The sequence below is a fragment of the Paenibacillus sp. EC2-1 genome, from assembly GCF_049311625.1.
Lineage (GTDB): Bacteria > Bacillota > Bacilli > Paenibacillales > Paenibacillaceae > Paenibacillus_AQ.
The window spans coordinates 782641-804194 of record NZ_CP186006.1 but is presented as its reverse complement, the minus strand read 5'-3'; the positions used below and the strand labels follow the sequence as shown (position 1 = coordinate 804194).

At 40.9% G+C, this 21554-nt stretch carries 21 protein-coding genes; 6 read left to right on the top strand and 15 right to left on the bottom strand.

Annotation, left to right across the window (positions count from 1 at the left end; translation table 11 throughout):
• Window positions 1-167 precede the first annotated feature (167 nt).
• Window positions 168-833 (bottom strand): hypothetical protein, encoded by a 666-nt coding sequence (locus ACK8P5_RS03860; RefSeq protein WP_422659672.1) that lies wholly within the window; start codon window positions 831-833, stop codon window positions 168-170.
• Window positions 834-1026: 193 nt separating this feature from the next.
• Here ACK8P5_RS03860 and ACK8P5_RS03855 point away from each other — a divergent pair, with 193 nt between their 5' ends.
• The 5 genes from ACK8P5_RS03855 to ACK8P5_RS03835 all read left to right on the top strand — a co-directional run bounded on the left by ACK8P5_RS03855 (window position 1027) and on the right by ACK8P5_RS03835 (window position 6210).
• On the top strand, window positions 1027-2190 hold the full coding sequence (locus ACK8P5_RS03855; RefSeq protein WP_422659671.1) for a Gfo/Idh/MocA family protein: 1164 nt from the start codon (window positions 1027-1029) through the stop codon (window positions 2188-2190).
• 23 nt (window positions 2191-2213) lie between these two features.
• Window positions 2214-2891 (top strand): ThuA domain-containing protein, encoded by a 678-nt coding sequence (locus ACK8P5_RS03850; protein WP_422659670.1) that lies wholly within the window; start codon window positions 2214-2216, stop codon window positions 2889-2891.
• Between the two features lie 13 nt (window positions 2892-2904).
• Window positions 2905-4008: a Gfo/Idh/MocA family protein gene (locus ACK8P5_RS03845; protein ID WP_422659669.1), complete on the top strand. Its 1104-nt coding sequence runs from the start codon at window positions 2905-2907 to the stop codon at window positions 4006-4008.
• A gap of 408 nt (window positions 4009-4416) precedes the next feature.
• Window positions 4417-5322, top strand: a complete 906-nt coding sequence (locus ACK8P5_RS03840) for an aminoglycoside phosphotransferase family protein (RefSeq protein ID WP_422659668.1) — start codon at window positions 4417-4419, stop codon at window positions 5320-5322.
• A 75-nt stretch (window positions 5323-5397) separates the two neighbouring features.
• Entirely contained in the window at window positions 5398-6210 is an 813-nt protein-coding gene (locus ACK8P5_RS03835) for an AraC family transcriptional regulator (RefSeq protein ID WP_422659667.1), read from the top strand.
• Window positions 6211-6328: 118 nt separating this feature from the next.
• On the opposite strand, the gene rbsK is transcribed toward ACK8P5_RS03835, so the two are convergent.
• The 5 genes from rbsK to ACK8P5_RS03810 all read right to left on the bottom strand — a co-directional run bounded on the left by rbsK (window position 6329) and on the right by ACK8P5_RS03810 (window position 10614).
• A complete protein-coding gene (gene rbsK, locus ACK8P5_RS03830) occupies window positions 6329-7207 on the bottom strand; it encodes a ribokinase (RefSeq protein ID WP_422659666.1) in 879 nt (292 codons plus the stop codon).
• Between the two features lie 3 nt (window positions 7208-7210).
• Window positions 7211-8191, bottom strand: a complete 981-nt coding sequence (locus ACK8P5_RS03825) for a LacI family DNA-binding transcriptional regulator (RefSeq protein WP_422659665.1) — start codon at window positions 8189-8191, stop codon at window positions 7211-7213.
• 178 nt (window positions 8192-8369) lie between these two features.
• Window positions 8370-9341, bottom strand: coding sequence for a formylglycine-generating enzyme family protein (locus ACK8P5_RS03820; protein ID WP_422659664.1), 972 nt, complete (start codon window positions 9339-9341; stop codon window positions 8370-8372).
• Between the two features lie 77 nt (window positions 9342-9418).
• Window positions 9419-9952 carry a chromate transporter gene (locus ACK8P5_RS03815; RefSeq protein ID WP_422659663.1) on the bottom strand — a complete coding sequence of 178 codons (534 nt, stop codon included), beginning with the start codon at window positions 9950-9952 and terminating at the stop codon, window positions 9419-9421.
• Window positions 9953-9978: 26 nt separating this feature from the next.
• A complete protein-coding gene (locus ACK8P5_RS03810; RefSeq protein WP_422659662.1) occupies window positions 9979-10614 on the bottom strand; it encodes a chromate transporter in 636 nt (211 codons plus the stop codon).
• 273 nt (window positions 10615-10887) lie between these two features.
• Here ACK8P5_RS03810 and ACK8P5_RS03805 point away from each other — a divergent pair, with 273 nt between their 5' ends.
• Window positions 10888-12081 (top strand): ROK family protein, encoded by a 1194-nt coding sequence (locus ACK8P5_RS03805; protein ID WP_422659661.1) that lies wholly within the window; start codon window positions 10888-10890, stop codon window positions 12079-12081.
• Window positions 12082-12172: 91 nt separating this feature from the next.
• On the opposite strand, the gene ACK8P5_RS03800 is transcribed toward ACK8P5_RS03805, so the two are convergent.
• From ACK8P5_RS03800 to ACK8P5_RS03760, 9 genes are all read right to left on the bottom strand, one after another.
• Window positions 12173-12760, bottom strand: a complete 588-nt coding sequence (locus tag ACK8P5_RS03800) for a YdhK family protein (RefSeq protein WP_422659660.1) — start codon at window positions 12758-12760, stop codon at window positions 12173-12175.
• A gap of 227 nt (window positions 12761-12987) precedes the next feature.
• A complete protein-coding gene (locus tag ACK8P5_RS03795; protein ID WP_422659659.1) occupies window positions 12988-14193 on the bottom strand; it encodes a TraB/GumN family protein in 1206 nt (401 codons plus the stop codon).
• 48 nt (window positions 14194-14241) lie between these two features.
• The gene (locus ACK8P5_RS03790) at window positions 14242-15972 is read right to left on the bottom strand and encodes an ABC transporter ATP-binding protein (protein ID WP_422659658.1); all 1731 of its coding nucleotides are present in this window, start codon (window positions 15970-15972) and stop codon (window positions 14242-14244) included.
• Window positions 15973-16257: 285 nt separating this feature from the next.
• Complete coding sequence (locus tag ACK8P5_RS03785; RefSeq protein WP_422659657.1) at window positions 16258-17391, bottom strand: HD domain-containing protein; 1134 nt, start codon at window positions 17389-17391, stop codon at window positions 16258-16260.
• 90 nt (window positions 17392-17481) lie between these two features.
• The gene (locus ACK8P5_RS03780) at window positions 17482-18144 is read right to left on the bottom strand and encodes a hypothetical protein (RefSeq protein WP_422659656.1); all 663 of its coding nucleotides are present in this window, start codon (window positions 18142-18144) and stop codon (window positions 17482-17484) included.
• A 103-nt stretch (window positions 18145-18247) separates the two neighbouring features.
• The gene (locus tag ACK8P5_RS03775; RefSeq protein WP_422659655.1) at window positions 18248-18886 is read right to left on the bottom strand and encodes a dTMP kinase; all 639 of its coding nucleotides are present in this window, start codon (window positions 18884-18886) and stop codon (window positions 18248-18250) included.
• 24 nt (window positions 18887-18910) lie between these two features.
• Entirely contained in the window at window positions 18911-19708 is a 798-nt protein-coding gene (locus ACK8P5_RS03770) for an ABC transporter permease (protein ID WP_422659654.1), read from the bottom strand.
• Between the two features lie 35 nt (window positions 19709-19743).
• On the bottom strand, window positions 19744-20484 hold the full coding sequence (locus ACK8P5_RS03765) for an ABC transporter permease (protein WP_422661364.1): 741 nt from the start codon (window positions 20482-20484) through the stop codon (window positions 19744-19746).
• Between the two features lie 44 nt (window positions 20485-20528).
• Window positions 20529-21551, bottom strand: a complete 1023-nt coding sequence (locus tag ACK8P5_RS03760) for an ABC transporter ATP-binding protein (RefSeq protein ID WP_422659653.1) — start codon at window positions 21549-21551, stop codon at window positions 20529-20531.
• Window positions 21552-21554 lie beyond the last annotated feature (3 nt).

The following is a 21554-nucleotide window of genomic DNA, read 5'->3' as shown; positions in this document are numbered from 1 at the left end:
TCTTACATATCGAAGTATAGAACCCTAACCTGAGGATGAACTTAGGGCAGGATTATGACACCCTTAGGCCCCGCTGAGTGTTTGCTGAAAGCCAATCCCCTCTGTACAAAAAAACAAAAAATCCTGCTAAGTCTATGAGACCTAACAGGATCATGTATGGCAGTACTTTAGCTTATTGCCAAGCGTGTATTTGTTTTGTGAATAGAAAGCCACAGTGATGCAATCAGCACCAACTCAAATATGTTGGTTGCTGCAGAGCTAGCTACCGGTATAGGAACGGCACTACCGATGGTCATAATGAGTGTCCCCCAGAACAACGCAGAAGTGACCCTTCTCTTCCAGAGGGTAACTCCTGCTATAAACAACGGAATCAAGATCAGAAGAACCATAAGCGGAGGACCACTCCCCTTCTCTACGGGCACATAACGCAAAGCTCCATACTCCAATACAGGCTTAATCGCTAAAGAAAAAGTTTCCGTAACCAGCTCTAGCACAATAAGTACAATTGTGAAAATCCAAGATCCCCAAATGGCTATACCTCTTTGAGCCCATTGGATACCAGATCGCTGCATCAGACCTAGTGAGATCACAGTCAGTAGTGGTGTGCAGAAGGCATGCAACCAGAAACGGAGTAGGTTCATACGCTCTAACATTTCCCCCTCTCCAATCCATTTCCCAATACCCATAATACCGTTATCCCATATGAGCGCTGCTGTGACGATAAACAACAAATAACGGATCGGGTGAGAGGAATCCTGTTTCCACAAAACGATCCCAACACCAAACAATACGACATATAACCCCGTAATAATTAGGTACAATACAGAATCCAACTAAACATCCCCCTTTAGCTTCTAGTCGTTCTCTCTTCAATCTTTATGTACCCCTATAATCAAAAAATAACGCCTTTACAACAATTTTTGTCCACCAAGAAACATAAACTGGCGAGAGGAATATTGAATTGTTTTTTATAATGAAAGAATCTTTCTATGTAAGCGCTACACCATTTCTTCAACTTGGGAGGTTATGATGAGAAAACTTCGCATCGGTATGATCGGATACAAATTTATGGGGAAGGCACACAGCAACGCTTACCGTTCCCTGCCTATGTTTTTCCCTGATGCTGTAAAACCGGAAATGACGGCGATATGTGGTCGTAATGAAGATGCTGTTAAACTTGCCGCTTCCCAGTTCGGATGGATGAGTACAGAAACCGATTGGAGAGAGCTGATTGCAAGAGATGATATTGATGTCATTGATATCAATGCACCTAGTAATGCACATAAGGAGATCGCGCTTGCCGCCGCAAAATCAGGTAAACATATTTTCTGTGAAAAGCCTCTCGCACTAAGCCTACATGATGCTAGAGATATGCTAGTCGCCGCAGAAGAAGCAGGAATTAAGCATATGACCGGATTTAACTACCGCTTCTCCCCTGCTGTTCAGCTTGTCAAAAAACTTATCGAGAGCGGGAGACTTGGAACCATTTATCATTTTCGGGCTTGGTTCTTGCAGGATTGGATCATGGACCCGGCGTTCCCACTTGTCTGGAGATTACAAAAGGATATTGCTGGTTCCGGTTCTCACGGAGACCTTGGCGCCCATCTGATTGATCTTGCCCATTATCTTGTCGGTGAAATAGACGAGGTGATCGGAATGAGCGAAACTTTCATTAAAGAGCGGCCATTGGCAGAGGTAATGACGGGACTAAGTGCCAAGGGTAATAAGAATGCTCCAAAAGGCAAAGTAACCGTGGATGATGCCACTTTATTTATGGCTCGGTTCAAAAGCGGAGCCCTCGGTAGCTTCGAAGCAACAAGGTTTGCAGCCGGACACCGGAGCACGAATTCTTTTGAGATTAATGGCAGTCTTGGCAGTGTGAAATTTGATTTCGAGCGTATGAATGAGCTTGATGTCTACTTCACTTCAGATGATAAGGATGTGCAGGGATTCCGCCGCGTACTGGCAACAGATCCTCCCCATGCCTACGCTGAAGCTTGGTGGCCTCCAGGTCACACCATTGGCTTCGAACATACTTTTATACACGAAATGTTAGAGTTCACGACCGCTATTGCAGAAGACAGACAGCCCGAGCCGAATTTCCGTGACGGTGTTCAATGTCAGGCAGTACTTGAAGCGGTCGAGTGTTCCATAGAAGAACGACGCTGGGTGAAGATTTCAGAATTATAACAACAAAGGGAGATGTACTTACCATGAAAAAAGCACTGATTGTATGGGGCGGCTGGGATGGTCATGAACCGCAACAGGTTGCTGAAATTTTTTCAGATATGCTTACAAAAGAGCAGTTCCACGTAGAGGTTGCGAATACACTTGATGCTTTTGCCGATGGGGAGAAGCTGAAGGAATTAGATCTAATCATTCCTGTATGGACGATGGGCGAAATTCCTCAGGAATATGTACAGAACGTATCTGCTGCTGTTCAGGGCGGTACAGGACTCGCAGGATGTCATGGTGGGATGTGTGATTCGTTCCGCAACAATGTAGATTGGCAATTCATGACCGGAGGCCAGTGGGTTGCACATCCCGGCAATGACAACGTGAAGTATACGGTGGAGATCAAACAGAGCTCTAGTCCGATTGTTCAGGGAATTGAAGATTTCACTGTCGTATCAGAGCAATATTATCTGCACGTAGACCCAGCAGTCGAGGTACTTGCCACAACCCGCTTCCCGATCGCGGACGGCCCTCACCGATTCAATAAGGCTGTAGATATGCCTGTAATCTGGACAAAGCGTTGGGGGCATGGAAGAGTATATTACAACTCACTTGGCCATCAGGCGAGCATTATTGAAATGCCGAGCGTTAAGGAATTAATGGCACGCGGACTGCTATGGGCCGCAGAAGGCTTCAAGATGGCTGAGAAGAAATAGAGGAGATAACGATATGCATACACAACGAACCATTAAAGCAGGTATTATTGGCTGTGGAAATATCAGTGGGATCTATTTGGAAAACGGCAAAAAATTCAGCACCTTAGAACTCATCGCCTGTGCCGATCTTGATCTGGATAAAGCCAGAATTCAGGCAGATAAGTATGATATCCCTTTGGCTTGCACGGCCGAAGAGCTGTTGGCCCATCCAGAGATTGAACTTGTGATTAACCTTACTATTCCGGCCGTTCACGCTCAGGTAAGCTTGCAGGTGCTGGAAGCAGGTAAGCATGTATATGTTGAGAAGCCCTTAGCCTTGACGCTCGAACAAGGACAGGCAGTGCTTGAGACAGCCGAGAAAAATGGTTTGCTTGTTGGAAGTGCACCTGATACTTTTATGGGAGCTGGAGTTCAGACCGCTCTGAAATTAATAACTGAAGGGGCCATTGGTCGACCAGTGGCGGCTACTGCGTTCATGATGAGCCGCGGTCATGAGTCCTGGCATCCCGACCCTGAATTTTATTACGCAGATGGCGGCGGACCGATGTTTGACATGGGCCCTTATTACTTGACCGCACTGGTTCAGTTACTCGGACCTATTCGAAGAGTGGCTGGTATTACGAGTAAAGCTCTACCAGAGCGGATCATTACGAGTGAGAAAAAATATGGTCAACCCATTCCTGTAACCGTTCCAACCCATGTCGCGGGTACGATGGAATTTCATAATGGTGCTGTCGCAACGATGATTACCAGCTTCGATATTTTCGGAGGCAGTTCACTTCCTCATATCGAAATTCATGGTACTGAAGGCAGCCTACTTGTGCCTGACCCCAATGGATTTGGTGGCACAGTCATGTACCGTAAATCTGGAGAATCCGATTGGACAAAGCAGCCTTTAATTCACGGATATGATGGCAATAACCGAGGAATCGGCCCGGCGGATATGGCTGAAGCTCTGCTGTTGCAACGCAAACACCGTGCCAGCGGCCATGTGGCTTATCATGTGCTGGAGGCCATGTGGGCATTCCATCTCTCTTCTGATTCTGGCAGTTACTATGACATGAAGAGCAAATGTGAACCTGCCGAGCCACTGGTCGGACGGCCTTTTACTCTGTAAAGTGCTTGATTTCAGGTATTGTATTTCTAGATATGTTGAACTACAATATAACCTAATTAATCAACGGAGGTGTTCCAATCATGATGATGATGACCGTGTTCTTGGCAGTTATTCAATAATGAATAATTGAATAACGCCTATGCTTGATACGAATGCTCTAAGATTTTTGACACGTCCGTAGACGTTTCTTTCTCATGGCATGCTCAAGCATAGATGCTTAGAAGAACTCGATCATCATAACTGCGATTGGAATGTACCGCCTTAGCAGGGCTAGTGTATACTGCTAAAAGCGGTTCAAAGTCGTGACTGATCCTATGTAGGGTTCGTCACGACTTTTTTGCGTTCTTTTGACCGAGTTCATCACACTACTTGAATGGAGATGATCTTGTGAAGTCGTTTAAATTAAGTATGGACATTCAAAACGCTAAGGAATATTTAACAGCTATTCTTGGCAGCACCATAGCTAATCTCTCCCCTATAGAGATGGGGGAACTTAGCAGAGTGTTCAGTTTCGAATGGGAGGGGCAAGCGTACGTTGCCCATTTTAAAGAAAACAAAGATTCATTAGTGAAAGCAAACTATATGTATGAAGCCTATGGTTCGCGTCTCCCCATTCCCAAGGTCATCAAGGTTGGAGAAATAGACGGCGGATTCTTCTCGATCACAGAGAAAGCTATCGGAAATCCGATAAGTACCTTTGCCCCATCCCAGCAAGAATTTATACTAACGGATGTTGCCAGACAACTGGTTAAACTTGGACAGTTGGACATGAACCATATCCAAGGTTATGGCTGGATCGGGCCAGATGGCAGTACCACATCTACCTCTTGGACCGAGACCATCGAAAAGTTTTTTGCGATTGACCCAGACGGATTTTATCAAGATTGGACACGGCTATATGACGAGAGTTTCTTGGAGCGTCCCCTATTCGAGGAGGGCTTCTCGGCGATGATGAAACTGCTTCAATATGCTCCAAAGAGCCCGCTCCTCGTGCATGGTGACTTTCATTTAGGAAATATGCTGTCAGACGGTAACAAGGTTACAGGTATCGTAGATTGGGAAATGGCTATGCATGGTGATTTCATGCTTGACGTTGCCGGTCTGCACTTTTGGTGGCCTGCTCTGGATTTCCCTCAAAAAGTACGAGACATATGTAGGTCACACGATATAGATATTCCTCATTTCGAGGAAAGACTTCGCTGCTACATGCTGTTCAAAGCGGTGGATGCACTCCGCTTTTATGCGAAGCAGGATGCCAGACCGAGCTATGACTATATAAAGGAGCGAATAAAGCCCTTACTTCTGGACAACTAGATGCATATCTATGATAAAATTGCCGGAAGGAATACTTCCTTTGATGCCTATGATGTCTGGTGGTGAACATGTAGTATGAAGTTTTTTTATCAGGATTGGCATTTCGAGAGCGAATTGCCGCTCACGGTCATTTCTCAGAACAATATCAGCTACCATTCCCACTGTCATCCGGAAGTTGAACTCATCTATGTAGAATCCGGATCAATATGGATCGGAGTGAACGAAGAGAAACAGCTTGTCAGAGAAGGTGGGTTTGTCGTATGTGGTAGCAATGACATCCATTACTTTGAACATGACAAGGGTAAAGATTCAAGGGTACTTATCCTGATCTTCAAACCGGAATTGCTTGGTTCCTTGCGTATATGGCCTGGCGACTTCCAGTTCGCTACTCCTTACTTGTCGCAAAGTGCGGAAACAGCCTATTTAGTTGATCTCATGTATTCGATTCTTCAAGAGAATAAGGACACCCAGACTGGATATACCATGGTCATTAAGGGTCTCCTGCTTCAGCTATGTGGCTCCCTTCCAAGATACATCCCTACACTTCCCAAGGATAAGGAGCCTCATGAGCAAAGAGCACGGATGCAGAAAATCCTGTCCTATATAGAAAACAACTGCTGCTCAGAAATAACACTTGAATCGATTGCCCGGCATTTCAATATGGATCCCCATCATTTCAGTCGAACCTTTAAGTCCACACTTGGGTTCAACTTTAAGACATACTTGAACACCGTTCGTATATCTCTCGCTGAAATCAAACTGGAATCCACAGAATTAAGCATTACAGACATTGCAATGGAATGCGGCTTCACAAGTATTCGAACTTTCAATCGAGTATATAAATCGTTAAAGGGACGCCCTCCCTCCCATCTACGCAAGGGAGATTAAAGTCATCACAATGCATGCGCGGCATCTTCCAATATAAAACAGCCTGCTCTCCCTAGACAATATCTAGGAAAGCAGGCTGTTTTCATTCAAGTTGTGACCCAAAATTCATGTGTATCTCTTAGAGACTACTTTCAACTTCGCTGCGGGTTGGCATGCCGCCTTGGGCACCAAATTTCGTAACCGACAGTGATGCTGCACGATTCGCAAATTTCAAGCTATCTTTCAGGCTCTTTCCTTCTGCTAATGCCACTGCGAATGCTCCATTAAACGTATCACCCGCACCCGTTGTATCCACTGCATTTACGGTATAACCAGACACGACAACTTCCTCTGTACCATCAAAATAACGGACTCCGTTCTTACCTTCTGTTACTAACAGCTTATTCGGATAGCGGCGCAATACATCACTCAGCGGCTCATCACCGAATAGAATAGCTGCTTCATGTTCATTCGGCGTAATATAAGCGGCCTGTTCAACAACAGACTGCGGTACGAATCGAGCAGGTGCAGGGTTCAGCAAAAGCGGAACATTATACTTTGCGCACATTTCGCTGACATGAACGACGGTTTCTTCGGGAATTTCTTGCTGGATCATGACGATATCCGATCCCTTAATAGCCTCTTCTGCTTGATCAACATAAGTCGGTGTAACACAATCATTGGCAGCTTTAACGACTACAATACTGTTATCTCCCTCAGCCAATATGATGTGAGCTGTGCCACTCTCCATACCAGCAATCGGTTGTACATAATCTGTGATCACACCGTTTGATTTGAAGTTGTCCAAAATCGAGTTTCCCAGATGATCATCGCCAACACACCCGATCATCGTTACTTCTGCGCCAAGTCTAGCTGCAGCAACAGCTTGATTGGCTCCCTTACCTCCAGGGACTGTCTTAAAGCTATTACCAAGCACGGTCTCCCCTGCAACGGGACGTTTATTTGAAGATACCACCAAATCCATCGAAGCACTGCCTACTACCGTTATTTTCGTCATCTCTTAATCAACCTTTCTTGTTGTCTGTCGTTCTATAAACTCCACAGGGAATTTCATACTGTTTCGTTCTACATGCTCGCCTTCAATAAGCTGAATGAGCAATCGCGCTGCTTCGCGCCCCATTTCATAAGCCGGCTGATGAATAGTAGATAGGGATGGGGCGAGCAGTCTGCTTAACGGAATATCGTCAAACCCAATAATCTGTACATCTTCCGGCACCCTTTTCCCTAACCGATGCGCCTCCTGCAATACAGCGGATGCAACCATATCATTACTCGCTATAATGCCATCCGTGTCTGGGTACTTACGGAATAATTCCTGAGCCCAATCTTCGGCTTCGGTTAAAGAAAAGGATGTCGTTTCAAGCACATTATAGTTAACACCTTGTTTATCCAGAACCTCAATTGCTCCCTCAAAACGGTCAATAGCGGGGCGCACATGCGCTGGGCCTTGCAATACAATGATCCGTTTACTACCACGCTGTACAATCTCGCGAGCAGCGATCCCGCCACCTTCTCGACCATCGGCGTAGACGGAAGGACGATCATTCGAGGTTCTATCTAAGAATACAACCGGTATCTTTAACCCGGTGTAAATGTCAGCATCAGGATCGTTCGTTGAGGAGATAACACCCACGACATTGTTTTGTACGAAGGTCTGGATATAGTCCATCTCTTTCTGCAGGCTTTCATCACTATTCCCGAAGATCAAACGGTATTCGTTCTCCTGCATCTGGTCTTCCACACCCCGAGCTAACTGTGGGAAGTATGGATTCGTAATGTCCGGAAGCAGCAATCCAATTAACTTCGACTTTCTCTTATATAAAGAACGCGCCACTTCATTCGGTGTATAATTCAGCTGACGAATCGCTTCATCTACTTTCTTGCGAGTATCTTCGTGTACGTATCCGTTCTGGTTCAGTACTCTTGAAACTGTCGCAACAGACACACCTGCGGTGATTGCTACCTCTTTAATTGTCGCCATGATCATATCTCCTTATCCATGTGTAACCGGTTACACATATACATTATCATATCATTTTTTTTGTTGCAAGTATTTCTATGAGAGGAATAAGAACAATTAATGTAATTTCCTATAGAAATAGAGGAATGCAGACTCATCATACTGCACTCCTCCTTATCTTGTAATCCAAACTCACTGCTTATGGAGTCAGCGACCGAGCCACTCGGAACCCACAATTACCTGTTGAGCTATCTGGTGTATTCGAGCTTCGTGCTGCTACTCGATAACGATTACAATAGGATCTATGACATAAATAAGAGCCTCCACGCATGGATCGTCTTCCTGTTGCCTGCTTATATTCTGGATTATGTGCCGCTGTCTTAAGGTGATAAGCAGGACTAAACCAATCACTGCACCACTCCCATACGTTCCCTGACATATTATATAGTCCATATCCATTCGGTCCATAGACATCAACTGGAGCTGTACCAATATATCCATCAAGGGCACTGTTATGGGTTGGGAACTTCCCTTGCCAAATGTTGCAACGATGCTCGCCATTCATTTTTAGCAGGTCTCCCCAAGGATATGTCTTCCGCTCTAACCCTCCTCGAGCTGCATACTCCCATTCCGCTTCCGTTGGAAGTCGAACTTCTGCCCATTTACAGTAAGCCTCTGCATCATTCCAAGATATATGGATAACAGGATGATTCATCCGGTCCAAAATATGAGAATCCGGACCTTCTGGCGTACGCCAGTAAGCCCCCTCTACTACGAGCCACCAAGGCACTTCCTGAGGCACATTCGCAACCGATTCTTTGATCTGTTCTGAAGCTAGCAGATGAAAGACATAGGACCAGCCAAATTGTTCTGCTTCTGTTATATATCCCGTGGCATCCACGAAAAGCTTAAAATCTGCATTTGTAACCGCATACGGAGAAATCTGAAAAGAATCCAGTTCAACCTGACGAACAGGTCCCTCACCATCCGCTGGAAATCCTTCCTTCGTATCTGTTCCCATCGAAAAAGACCCGCCAGGAATCGTTACCATGTGATCTAAACTCGGCTTGCTCACATCTTCAACCACCGTTGCATCTTGCTGCGTGTTCCCCGATTTTTGCAATGTGACTTGTTCTCTGGTACCTGCACAGCAGGATGTTGGTTTGTTCACTTGAATGCCTCCAAGGATCGTTATAGTACACTGAATTCTCTCATAACTTTTGAAAGTAACGAAATAAATTCAATCTATTAAAATAATACGATGCCTGCGGCCCCTGCCGCAAGAATAAGCATAAATGGATGAAATTTATATTTTAACAAGAGGAATATACTAACCCCACAGATCAGGAGAGTACCGATACTCACCCAGGAAATAACGGATTCCTGTTTTCCCAAAAAACCAAAGTGAATAGCTGCATAGACAATAAGCCCCGTTACAATAGGCCTTAGCCCATAAAAAGACGATTTAACCCATTTGTTATTTTGCACGCGAAAAAAAAGCGCCGCTAGTCCGATGATAATAATTAGAGATGGAAGTACCATCCCCAAGGTCGACATGATCGCTCCAAGCGGTCCAGCAGCTTTGTAGCCAATCAGCGTGGCACTATTCGTGGCGATAGGTCCCGGTGCCATACCCGCAAGTGAGACTGCCTCTTGGAACTCTGTCATGGTTAACCATCCGTTACCAGAGACCTCATATTGAATCAATGGAATGACCGCATATCCCCCGCCAAAAGAAACGAAGCCGATTTTTAAAAAGGTAATAAATAATTCCCAGAGCATAACTCTCCTTCTTTCCAATAAGTCCATTAAATGTAGTATTCCGGATAGATCGACTCTTGGTTGGATACAGACTTATGCTCTTTCTCCGTGCGTACTTTAAGTCCGATCCATTCCTTTCCTTTAACCAACACAATACCCGCTAGTAAGCCGAACACAATCATATATATCGGGCTGATTGGGACCAGCAGCAAAATTAAGACGACACTAACCGCCATGAAAGTTGTTGCCACATCAAACACCGCTTGTTTCGCCATCCGATAAGCAGCCATAAGGATCAAGGCAATAACTGCTCCTTGCACCCCTTGCAAAGCCGCTTCGACCTTAGGATTATCATGGAAGAGGAGGTAGAAGACGCTTAGTGCTATTACGATCAAAAATGTCGGAAGCGTAATTCCTGCAACGGCTGCTACAGCGCCAGCTAATCCAGCTTTTCGATATCCAACAAATGCGGCTGCGTTCACCCCTACACCTCCTGGTGCCGATCCTGACAGTGAAACCATGTCCGCCATTTCCTTCTCATCAATCCATTGTTTCTTCTCTAGGATTTCCCTCTCGATGACTGGAATCATCGCATAGCCGCCACCAAAAGTTGAAGGACCGATCCGAAAAAAGGTCGCAAACAGCTGCAAAACCATGCTCCATTTATCACGCGTCATACTCATCAATCTCCACCTCCTTTCATTCGTTAACTCCATTGTACCACCTTTATTTCATTTTGGAATAAACTTTAGTAAAATCAGATCTCAAAATATAATAAATGGATAAAAAAGGCTATCAAACAAATGATGTAAATTCTATTTCACATAACTAACTGTTATACTCATCGCACTTTATACTAATATGGTATTAAGTAAGCCGTGGAAAAAGCACTATTCATCCGCTATAATCAGGATAACAATTCGCAAATTCAATTCAAGGAGAATCAGGAGAATCGAATGCAGAATGAAAACATTCCATCGTCTAAAAAACTCATTTATTCTTTCATCGCTGAAAAGGGAACGGCAGCAAAAGCTGACCTGCTAGCATATACGAATCTCACCAGCAGTACTCTAACCCGTATGCTTGAGGAAATGATCGAGGAAGGTTTGATTCAAGCTGCTGATTTAGGCCCATCCCGAGGTGGACGACGACCTATCTTGTATCAAATTAATGCTGACTACGGATATATTTTCGGACTCGAAGTATCGAGGATTCATTCATCGCTTGGGCTGTTTGATATGCATCTGAACCCGAAGTCACTCATTCACTGGCGTATGGATGAAGCAATGACCCCTGAGCGTTTCTTCGAATACACCATTCGTCAAATTCGAATGTTTCTTAGAGATCATGGCATTGCACCTGAGAGAGTACTCGGCCTTGGAATTGGAGCTGTAGGTCCCTTGGATCGTTCGGCTGGTACTATTCTCGATCCTTTGTATTTCCCAGCTAAGGGTTGGTCTCATATTCAGATTTGTGATTTATTTCAGAAAGAAACAGGATGGCAAACTCGCCTTGAGAATGGCGCTAATGCTGCATTAATGGGCGAACAATGGGCGCTTCGCCATGAGAATATTCAGCATGCACTATATGTTCATGCCGGAGTCAGCTTGCGTTCTGCGATGATGTCACACGGAAGAATCGTCCATGGAACCATGGATATGGAAGGCTCCATTGGACAAATGATTATTCAGACGGATGGACCAAGGTTAAACAACTCTGGCAATTACGGGGCCCTCGAAGCCTATGCCTCCATAGAAGCATTGGAGAAGCAAGCACAGACACAAGCGAAGATGGGTAGATTCCCTCTGCTTCAACATAAAGAAGTCCCGCCAGAGCAGATCAACTTCGATCTACTGCTGCAGGCTCAGCGTTCGGGTGATTCCTACGCGCAGGAACTATTCAGCCAATCTGCCACTTATTTCGGCATTGGACTAGCTAACTTGATTAATATTTTTCATCCAGAGAAGGTTATTCTGGGCGGAGCATTGATCAATTCTAGTCAGATGTATTTCGAGACAGCTACGGATATTGCTATGAAAAATGCCTACTACTACCCCAAGTACACCCCACAATTCTCTAAAGGACAACTCAAAGAGGCCGCCGTCGTTACCGGGGCCGCCTTGAATGTATGGAAAGCTATGGAGTTGTAGACACGTTCACCTGATCTCTTATACAAGCTCTCTTGTACAAAAGTACGATACTTAGATACTTAGATGCTTAATGAGTTCAGGTGTCTCCCTCTTATTCAACAGGTGATAGCTCCGCTTCTGTCACCCATTTATGATTCGTAACTTCCTCACCAGATTCCGTATCCTTGTAATTCACCATGTAAACAGTTGTTGCCTCAGCAGAATCGATGACCGCGGTAGCGCCATCCATCCCTTCCATATGGTCTGCTCTTAAAGTAACCTCGTCTCCTTCTTTAAAAGGTTCTTCTCCATGCTTGTCAATCTCTTCATGAATGACCCATTTATGATCCTTTACCTGTTCACCACCCGTAGTAGGTGTATAAGATACGCTATATACCGTTGTGGTATAAGCACCTGTAATAATCCCAACGGCTCCCTGCATCCCCTTCATGTGATCTGTCTGAATAATCGCCTGGCTATCCACCGGATAGGTTGGATTCTCAGCAACAGCTAAATCCTTCGGCACTTCCCCTGATCCAGAATGGTTCATACCATCATGTGATCCATGTCCTTCATTCATTTCAATATTTGTCGAGTCTTCATTAGGAGTATGTGTATGATCACCGTTTTCTGCACATGCAGATAGTGTAAAGACAGCAGCTATCGAAATAATGCCTGTTAAAAATTTTGAATTTCGCATCCTCGTCACCTTTCTTGCTCCAATTTAGATCATAAATCTCTTTACCAACTAAATGTAAGTACCCGCTTTAGTGCTTTTTGAACAAAAGAGATGCTGTCTCTTTATCTCTGAGCGATTGATTAGTAATAACGCGCGTTCAATATTTCCCCACAAAAAAACCTTGATAACCCATTGTTGTCTGGTCATCAAGGTTTTTAAATCTATCTTAATAAAGGTTGTACTCTCCTCTATTTACGTACGACGGCATACCCTTTGTCCTCCAGCAATTTGATAACTCCATGTTCACCCAGATAGTGGCCTGCGCCAACTACGATAAAATACTCTGCTTTCTTATCGCTCTTCAGATAACCATCGATTTTATCAGCCATGCCTAGATTCCGGTCAATCAGCATCGCTTTATTATACTCTGGGTCAACGGCCATGCTGTTTGTGAACTCGAGCAACAGTTGATCATTCCCTGATTTCCACATATCCGTCAATTGCCCTACGCTGTCATCCAGCGTGTCGAAATTATCCAATGTAGATTTCAGATTCTTCTCTTGAAGCTCCTTGGAGAAGCCATCGAACATGCTCAGTTGGGATTGATAGGACTCCAGCTCAAGGACCGGCAATTTGCGTTCAATCGCTTTCTGGATGAAATATAAATCGATACCGGCTTCGGCTTTGTAGCCAGCTGCCATCGACTTCAGACTACTAATGGTCGTCTCAACTACCCATGGCTTAAACGCGTCCAAGGCATTAGGCTGCATCTCGTATTGTTTAAGAATTTCTCCTAATTTCGCATATGTATCTTTGGAAACATGATCCTTCAGTGTCGTACCATCCTGATACGTCCCCTTATTCATAATCAGTTGCTGCTGCTCTTTGTCTGCCGCTTTGCTGATGTCAATCTCAACTCCGAGATAATCCGCTTCCGCAAAAGCTTCTTCAAAGGCAGAACGCAGAGGGTAAAAGCTATCGTCAGCAATATGAATCGATCCGACAAGATAAACGGTATTCCCGTTATTCTTCACTTCCCACATGAAGCCACGTGCGCCTTCCTTAACTGATTTCGATAGCAGGAGCACTGTGCGGGACTTCTGGTCCCAGCGCACTTCGTAGCCAGCAGCTTCACCAACGATTCTAATCGGTGCATAGGTTACGCCATTAATCTGTTTGGTCTTACTCTTTAACGTAATCTTCTTGCCGTTAATAACAACCGAGATGTTTCCATCCTGCACACCCGTCAGCTTGACATTCATTGCCTCAAGCGTTGTTCTCAAAGGGACCATGGTAGTACCTTGATCAACGATTGGTACATTCATCGTAAACTCAACGTTTTGATTATTCACTTTCAATGCCATCTGTTGTGGAGCAGCCCATGCAGGAGCTGCTGATACGAGCATGCCTGCAGAAATGATGAGCGATAAGAGTGATCTTTTCCAATGTTTCATATTAGACTCTCCTTCATCTTCCCATAATAGAGTTTCAAATGCATAACATTAAACCCTCGATAACAACTCACTATCGTCTTCGTTCTTGGAATCTTTATTCCATAGTTCTTGGAAATAACTATTGTTGTTATAGAGGTGATCAAAGTTGCCTTCTCCAACAATCATTCCATCTCTGACAAGTAGAATCTTATCTACATTCTTCACAAAACCAAGTCTATGCGCAATAATGACTACTGTCTTCTCCTTATAAAGCGTTAAAATCGTATCCATAATACTTTTTTCCGTTATATTATCAAGCGCAGATACTGGCTCATCAAGGATTATTAAATTTCTTCTCTGTGCAATGATTCTACCAAATGCTAATCTTTGTCTTTCGCCACCCGATAACTTCATTCCTTTTTCGCCAACTAATGTATCAAGCTTTTCTGGGAAGCTCAGGATTTTATCTTTAAGATGAACTTTATCCATTATTTCATATATTTCATCATCAGGTATCTTCTCATCAAAAATAATGTTGCTGCGTATGGAAGTGTCAAATATCGGCGCTTCTTGAGAGATATATGAAATATGATCGTAAAAGCTGTTAAGTTTAACATTATCAATGTCATGATTATCAATCAATATTTTCCCAGATGACTTCTTCAAAAGCCCTAACATTAATTTAACAATCGTCGACTTCCCGCTTCCACTTAACCCTACTATCGCTACAGAACTACCCTTGTCTATTGAAAAAGAAATATGATTGAGGAAATTGGTATCTCCATAACTAAATGTCACATCTTCGAATTTAACTGCACCAGAGAAACTTTTTAATTCCTCTCCAGACTCTAAGTTTTTATCTTCAGGTGAGTTTAAGAATTCTTCAAATCTGTTGTAGGTCACTTTATTCAATTTGTAATCGACATAGATGACATTGAAAATCGCAACTGGCATATATACTTTATCAATAAACATAATCAGTGCCACGATCATACCAATCGAAGCATTTCCTGCTAAAATATTATTCACGCCGACAATCAACACAATAATTTTAATGATGTTCACCAAAAGAGCGAAGATAGCAAAGAATGATTCATGAATCATTCTGATTTGAGCACTTTTCTTAACAATATCATTTGCCGTCATATTCAGGCGATTGATTTCTTTTTCATATCTTTTGTTCACTCGAAAGACGACAAGCTCCATGAAGCCTCTTATGGAATACTTTGACATCTTCTCTTGGCTGACTAGTAAGGATGATTTGATATTGTATAAGAATTTCAACAGTATATTGGTAAGCACAAAAATAACAAGATAGCCAAAAGCAATAACGAACATGATCTTGATATTGTAAAAACTGATAAATAATAAACTGAAAATGATCGTTGGCAATAACTCATGAAATATCCTCAAATAGAAGGAATAAATCATGTTCATCCCTGCAGAGGCTCCATTATCAATTACCTTGATCATTTCTCCAGTACCTATATTTTGATAGGAGCGGTAATCAATTTTTGAGACTTTGCCTAATGCCATGACTTTAAGACGCTCTAAAATACTATTCGATAAGTACACTTGGGGATACTCAACAACATAACTGATTATCGTGGAGGCACCAAGCAATACCCCGTAAAGAATAAGCAGTTGCATAAGTTCTTCAAGCTGATTGACCACCAATACCTTATCTAGTATTTTTTGAAAAACCATTATTCCGTAGGTATTACAAAACTGCAGAAAAAATCCTAAAACGATATAAGCAACAATCCACCACTTAAAGATGAGAAAACACTTTTTTAACAAGCAAAATCCCTCCAGGATCTTGTTTTATTTCAACGGTACCTAATCTAACTATCGCCATTCTCACTTTTTATAATTAATTCCAAATCACTAAAAATCAATTACAAAAACTTCATCAGACGGATGCGATTTACTTATAAGACTTCATGTTTGGCTAGTATATAGTATACCACTTAGTATTTTATTCTAATGTATTCCACCCAACAATATTATTAATCTATGATTTATTATGGTTCACCACGAATTTCAAAAAATCATTAAAAAAGGTAACGGATACAAGTACATGCACTACTGTAAATAATACAAATAACTTTTCACTTCTTCATGTTTATATTTTCTTACTATGTTGGACAATTCCTCTATATCTGCCAATTCATTTGATTGAAGAACCTTGATCCCCCCTTCATAGAATCCATACTTTAACTCCTGAGTGACTACTTCTGTAATTGTATAAACTGTATTTTTTCGCCACTCATTCAGCTCGATCCAAGATATTCCGATAGAATCTTGTAGCAAATATTTCTTACATAAATTCGAAAGAAGGCTGTCATCATTTTCCTTCCATTCTTCAACTAGATCAACGATAGTCTGATCTGTTAAGCTCAGATAATCATTGATAGGCCACATTCCCCCCTCAATCAGTGGAAGCAAGGGAGCTGATATCCTAACTAGTTTATTTTGACTAAATAAAACGTTTGCTCTATTAAATAGGAGTTTTAATAGAACATCTTTCCCCATTACGTCAGGATGACCGAAACCTTCTTCAAATAGTCTCCTTTTTATCGTTACTAATTTTTCGACTTCCTGAATTATTTCCGGCGTAATAACCAATAAATCATTATGTGTTCGAAGTCCATTAATTAATTTATTTAGATTGTAAGATTCGCAATTAATCCCTGAATAATACAAATCCCTGAGATGATAGTCCAATTTATCAACACCAATTTGGGAAAATAATAATTCTTGAATCAATGGCTTAGAATCAGTACGAGCAATTATTGACAGAACATCATCAATCAGACCTGGCGTTCTCTGAAGAATATTTTTAATATCGCTACATTCTTCTACGATTTTTAAGGACCATTTTTCATGATATATTCCTGTTATGTTTTCGAAACAATGAGAGAAGGGGCCATGACCAAGATCATGTAATAATGCTGAAACTAGAGCAGCTTTTTCTTCATATAAAGTGATATCGATCGCGTCATTACTCTTCAAGTTTTTAATGAGCTTCCTCATATTCTCGTATACTCCAAGAGAGTGATAGTAACGATCGTGTACTGCTCCGTTCAGTTTATAAAATGTGTTCCCTTGTTGTTTCAGCTGCTTTAATCTCTGAAAGGGTTTTGTTAGTATCAAACCATATATATCCTCATCGAAAATATTAATAGTCCCATGAATTACATCCTTGAATTTTCTCAATTCTTTGCTCCTCTTTAAATTTATATGTATAGTTTTATTGACTCAAAGGGCCAACCATTATCGGTTGACCCTCGAAATTAATCATTTGATTTATCCATGAAATTCAGCGTTTAATTTCCCGATATAACCCAGTCCCATCTTCACAAATTCATCTGGACTATAAGTGTAATAAAAGGTGTTGTTTTCCAAATTATATATTTTCGCTGCATCCTCTAAAGATCTACCTCTAACAAATAAAGAGATACAATGCTCATCATCACTTTCATTTAAAGTTTGATGTGCAACATTAACAAGCCCGGAATTGGTATCTCCTACCTTAAGCACTTTACTTCCTGTGTACTTTAACTCAGCCTCTTCTGTTAAATCATCCGTGGATATAACATCCCATGTATTCTCTAAATATGATCCTTTTAATATTATTGTTGAGTATACCCATTTATGACTATGTACTTTGGCCACTGTATCTCCATTGAGCTTCTTTGCCTTTATTCTATGTAACCTAACTCTAAATCTGTCATCCTTGTCCATATGCAGTATAAACTTGTCCATTGTAATACGAGGATATTCCATATGTCTTTTATATGCTTCAAACAATTCATCATTATGGATAATCTCATTACATCTCAATTCTAATTGTTCAGGAAAACGAGAAAATTCTTTCAGAATTACTTCAAGCTTTTGACATTCCTCCAATGTTGTATTATCCCAGTCTATTTCATTCTCAAGCCTACTTATAAATTCATCCCATATCATAAATTAAAACACTCCCTAATATTAGTTTTAAGTTATTAAAGATAATATTAAATTTCCACAGCACTCCTCCTTTCAATAGTCAACATTATGTATATGATTATGATTAAGTAGCAATTAAGCTCTCTGAAAAACCAATTCCCCCCAAGCAGCTCATAACCTCTCTTAGCACTTCTTCACGTTTTTTACTTGAATCAATCTCCATGATTGGAATTCTATTAGTGTAGATACTAATCAAATCTCTCACTCTTTTTTGAAAATTAATAAAATCACTCAACGTTGGTTCATTAAAAAACTCACTTACTCCTAAAGTTCCTGCTCTAGCCTTTACTTTTCTTTCAAAGGCAATTTCCGGGTCCACTTTTAAATCAATGATATAGTCTGGTTGTGGCAATGATGTGCAGATTGTATGAAATATGGGATCATTCTTCCCGTAAATGGCCTCTTTAGCCAATGATCTGTAGTAATAAGAATCCAATACAATTGATATTCCCTTATTAATGATTGGTTCAATAAGATACTCGTATTCTGCAACAATATGACTTGCAACAAATAAAGACCTGCTCAGTGGTTTTAGACGATTTCTTATTGTATGAGGCTCTTCTGGAGCCGAATAACTAATTTCCTCATATTCACGGAGATCTTTCCAGTCCGCAACTTTTAAACCTCGTTCTATTAAAGACTGTAAAACCGTCGACTTTCCACTTCCATCCATACCAATCATTACTACAAACTTTCCTCTCATCAAAGTGCCTCCTCTAGTTTAGTTTTAACCGCCTGCACCTTCATATCTTTTCAGGTTTCTATTCCATAACTTGTAAGAAATGTAAAAGCACAATGGACCTAAAATAATGGCGATTATGCCATAAAAATCTGCTGATATCCCTTGTTCGCTTTTTTCTAATAAGACTAAGCTTGGATAGTAGTTAATCATCCCCAACGGAACAATCCAGGTGAGAATAAATTGAAGGGCAATTCCATATATTGAAATAGGATAAGCAATAAACTCTCTCATTTTACTGTATATACTGAATAGATATTTTACTCTTATAAACGTAAATGACATTGCTCCAATAAAAGTAATAATAGCTCCATGTAAAAAGGAAGCACTTATTATAGCTAAAACAAGATAACCTATTTTTATTACTGACCAATCTACATGAGATTGTGAAATAGCCCATATCATAATAGCTAATGATATAAATATGTGAGCCACATACCCAATGTTAAACAAACGTGCCAGATAATATATGAAAGGAGGCAATGGTTTGGTTAAATATTGGTCAAAATTTCCATTAATAATAAATTGTTCTAGGGACCCCATCGGTGTATATGTAAAAGATGCTCCTAAGGCATATGCTAACAGATTAAAACTGTATAAGAACGCGATTTCATTCCATCCCCAGCCATTGATCTCCTCAAACGTACTGATTAATAACCAAATAACTAAATATTTAGCGGCATAACCAATGACCTGCCCTAACGCACCCAATAAGAAGTCTGCCCGATACTCCATTTGGGATTTAATGATCAATTTAACAAAGTGAAGAAATAGGCTTAAATTCAAATTTTTACACTCCCAACTTAGTTCCTAGCAATTTGTTAGCCTCCTTGGACTATTAATCTCCGCGTTGCCTTATACCATAAGAATTTTGCTAATCCTCCTAGAATGAGAATCCATAACATACCTCCTGCTAGCACCTTTATTATTCCTGTCCCAGTGATCTTCTCGAGATATATTGCAGACGGGACAAAATTCAAAAACTGGAAGGGAAGTATCTCTGCAACTACTCGCCAGTTTTCTGGAAAAAACCATAGAGGAAGAAATGAACCAGAGAATGTCACAATAAGAGCACCAATCATCCATTCCAACGCAAATGTTGTCAGAAACCAAAAAGCAATAAGCGAAATTATGTAGCCTATTAAAAAAGAAATCATCAGTGTGAAAAATAAACTTAGAAGTGTATAAAAAATAGTTATTGAGTTGTTGGGCAAACTCATATCATATAAAAGTAAAGATATTGTAATAGTTGGTATTAAAACAAAAACAATTTGAAACATTACATTTCCCAGCTCTTGAAAGAATAACACTACTGGTAGTTTAATAGGTTTAGTTAAATCACTTACAATATTACCCGTCTTAAGTTTTGTATCGATGACTCTTAAAATATTATCCATTAGCAAAATAGAAATCACTGTATTCAATATTGAATACGTTATCATTTCGTTAAGTTGAACTCCCTCGACTACTCTATCCCCTAATATTGCCTTCCATATTGATGTTTGTATGAGTATGAAAACAAAATTCCCTATAATACGCAGCCATACATCTGATCGATACATCATATTAGATTTGAATGATTTTTTTGAAATTATCCAGTACCGAATCATATACTCACCAAACTTGCCCTTTCTGTCTCCACCAAATTATTCTTTGAAGAATTCAAACTATTGTAATAGTTACGTATTACGTCTTCGATATCAGAATCATTTAGAGAAAAGTCAACAATAACATGTTCCTTAGATAGATTATGTATAAAATCAATTATGTTATTAACATCCTTCTTAAATTTAAATGTCCTTTTATTACCCATGTTTGCTATCTCAGTGACATTTTCATAATGTATAATTCCCGGATCCTTGTAAAACTCAATCGTGATATACTTTCCTTCAGTCCCTAAAGAACTTAACTTCCTTATTGAACCATCGTAAATCAGTTCCCCTTTATTCACGATTAACAATCGAGGGCAAACCTCTTCAATATCCTTTAAGTCGTGAGAAGTTAATAAAATGGATACCTTCTTCTCTGTGTTAATCTGTTTCAGGAAACCCCGTACATTATCTTTTGCAATTACATCTAAGCCAATTGTTGGCTCGTCCAAGAAAAGAATATCTGGATTATGTATAAGAGCTAATCCTATTTCAGCCCTCATTCTTTGTCCTAAACTTAATTGCCTTACCGGCTTGTCAATAAAATCCATATCAAGCAACTCAATAAACATGTCTAAGGTATCTTTGTATAGGCTATCAGATACTTTATATATTTTTTTGTGTATTTCAAAAGAATCCCTGACAGGTATGTCCCACCACAACTGGCTTCTTTGTCCAAAGACAATCCCGATTTTTTTCGTTACTTCTAATCTGTGTTTACAAGGATCTAGTCCATTAACTTCAACAATCCCTGATGTTGGTACCAGTATACCTGTTAGCATCTTAATCATAGTAGACTTCCCTGCTCCATTTGGACCTAAATATCCAACTGACTCCCCTTGATTTAAAGTAAAAGAAATATTCTTCACCGCATTAATACTTGTATATTCTTTTGTTACTAATGTTCTCCATACCCCCCAAAAACCTGAATAACGCTTAGATTGCCTATATTCTTTATGTAAATTCTGGACTTGTATCATATA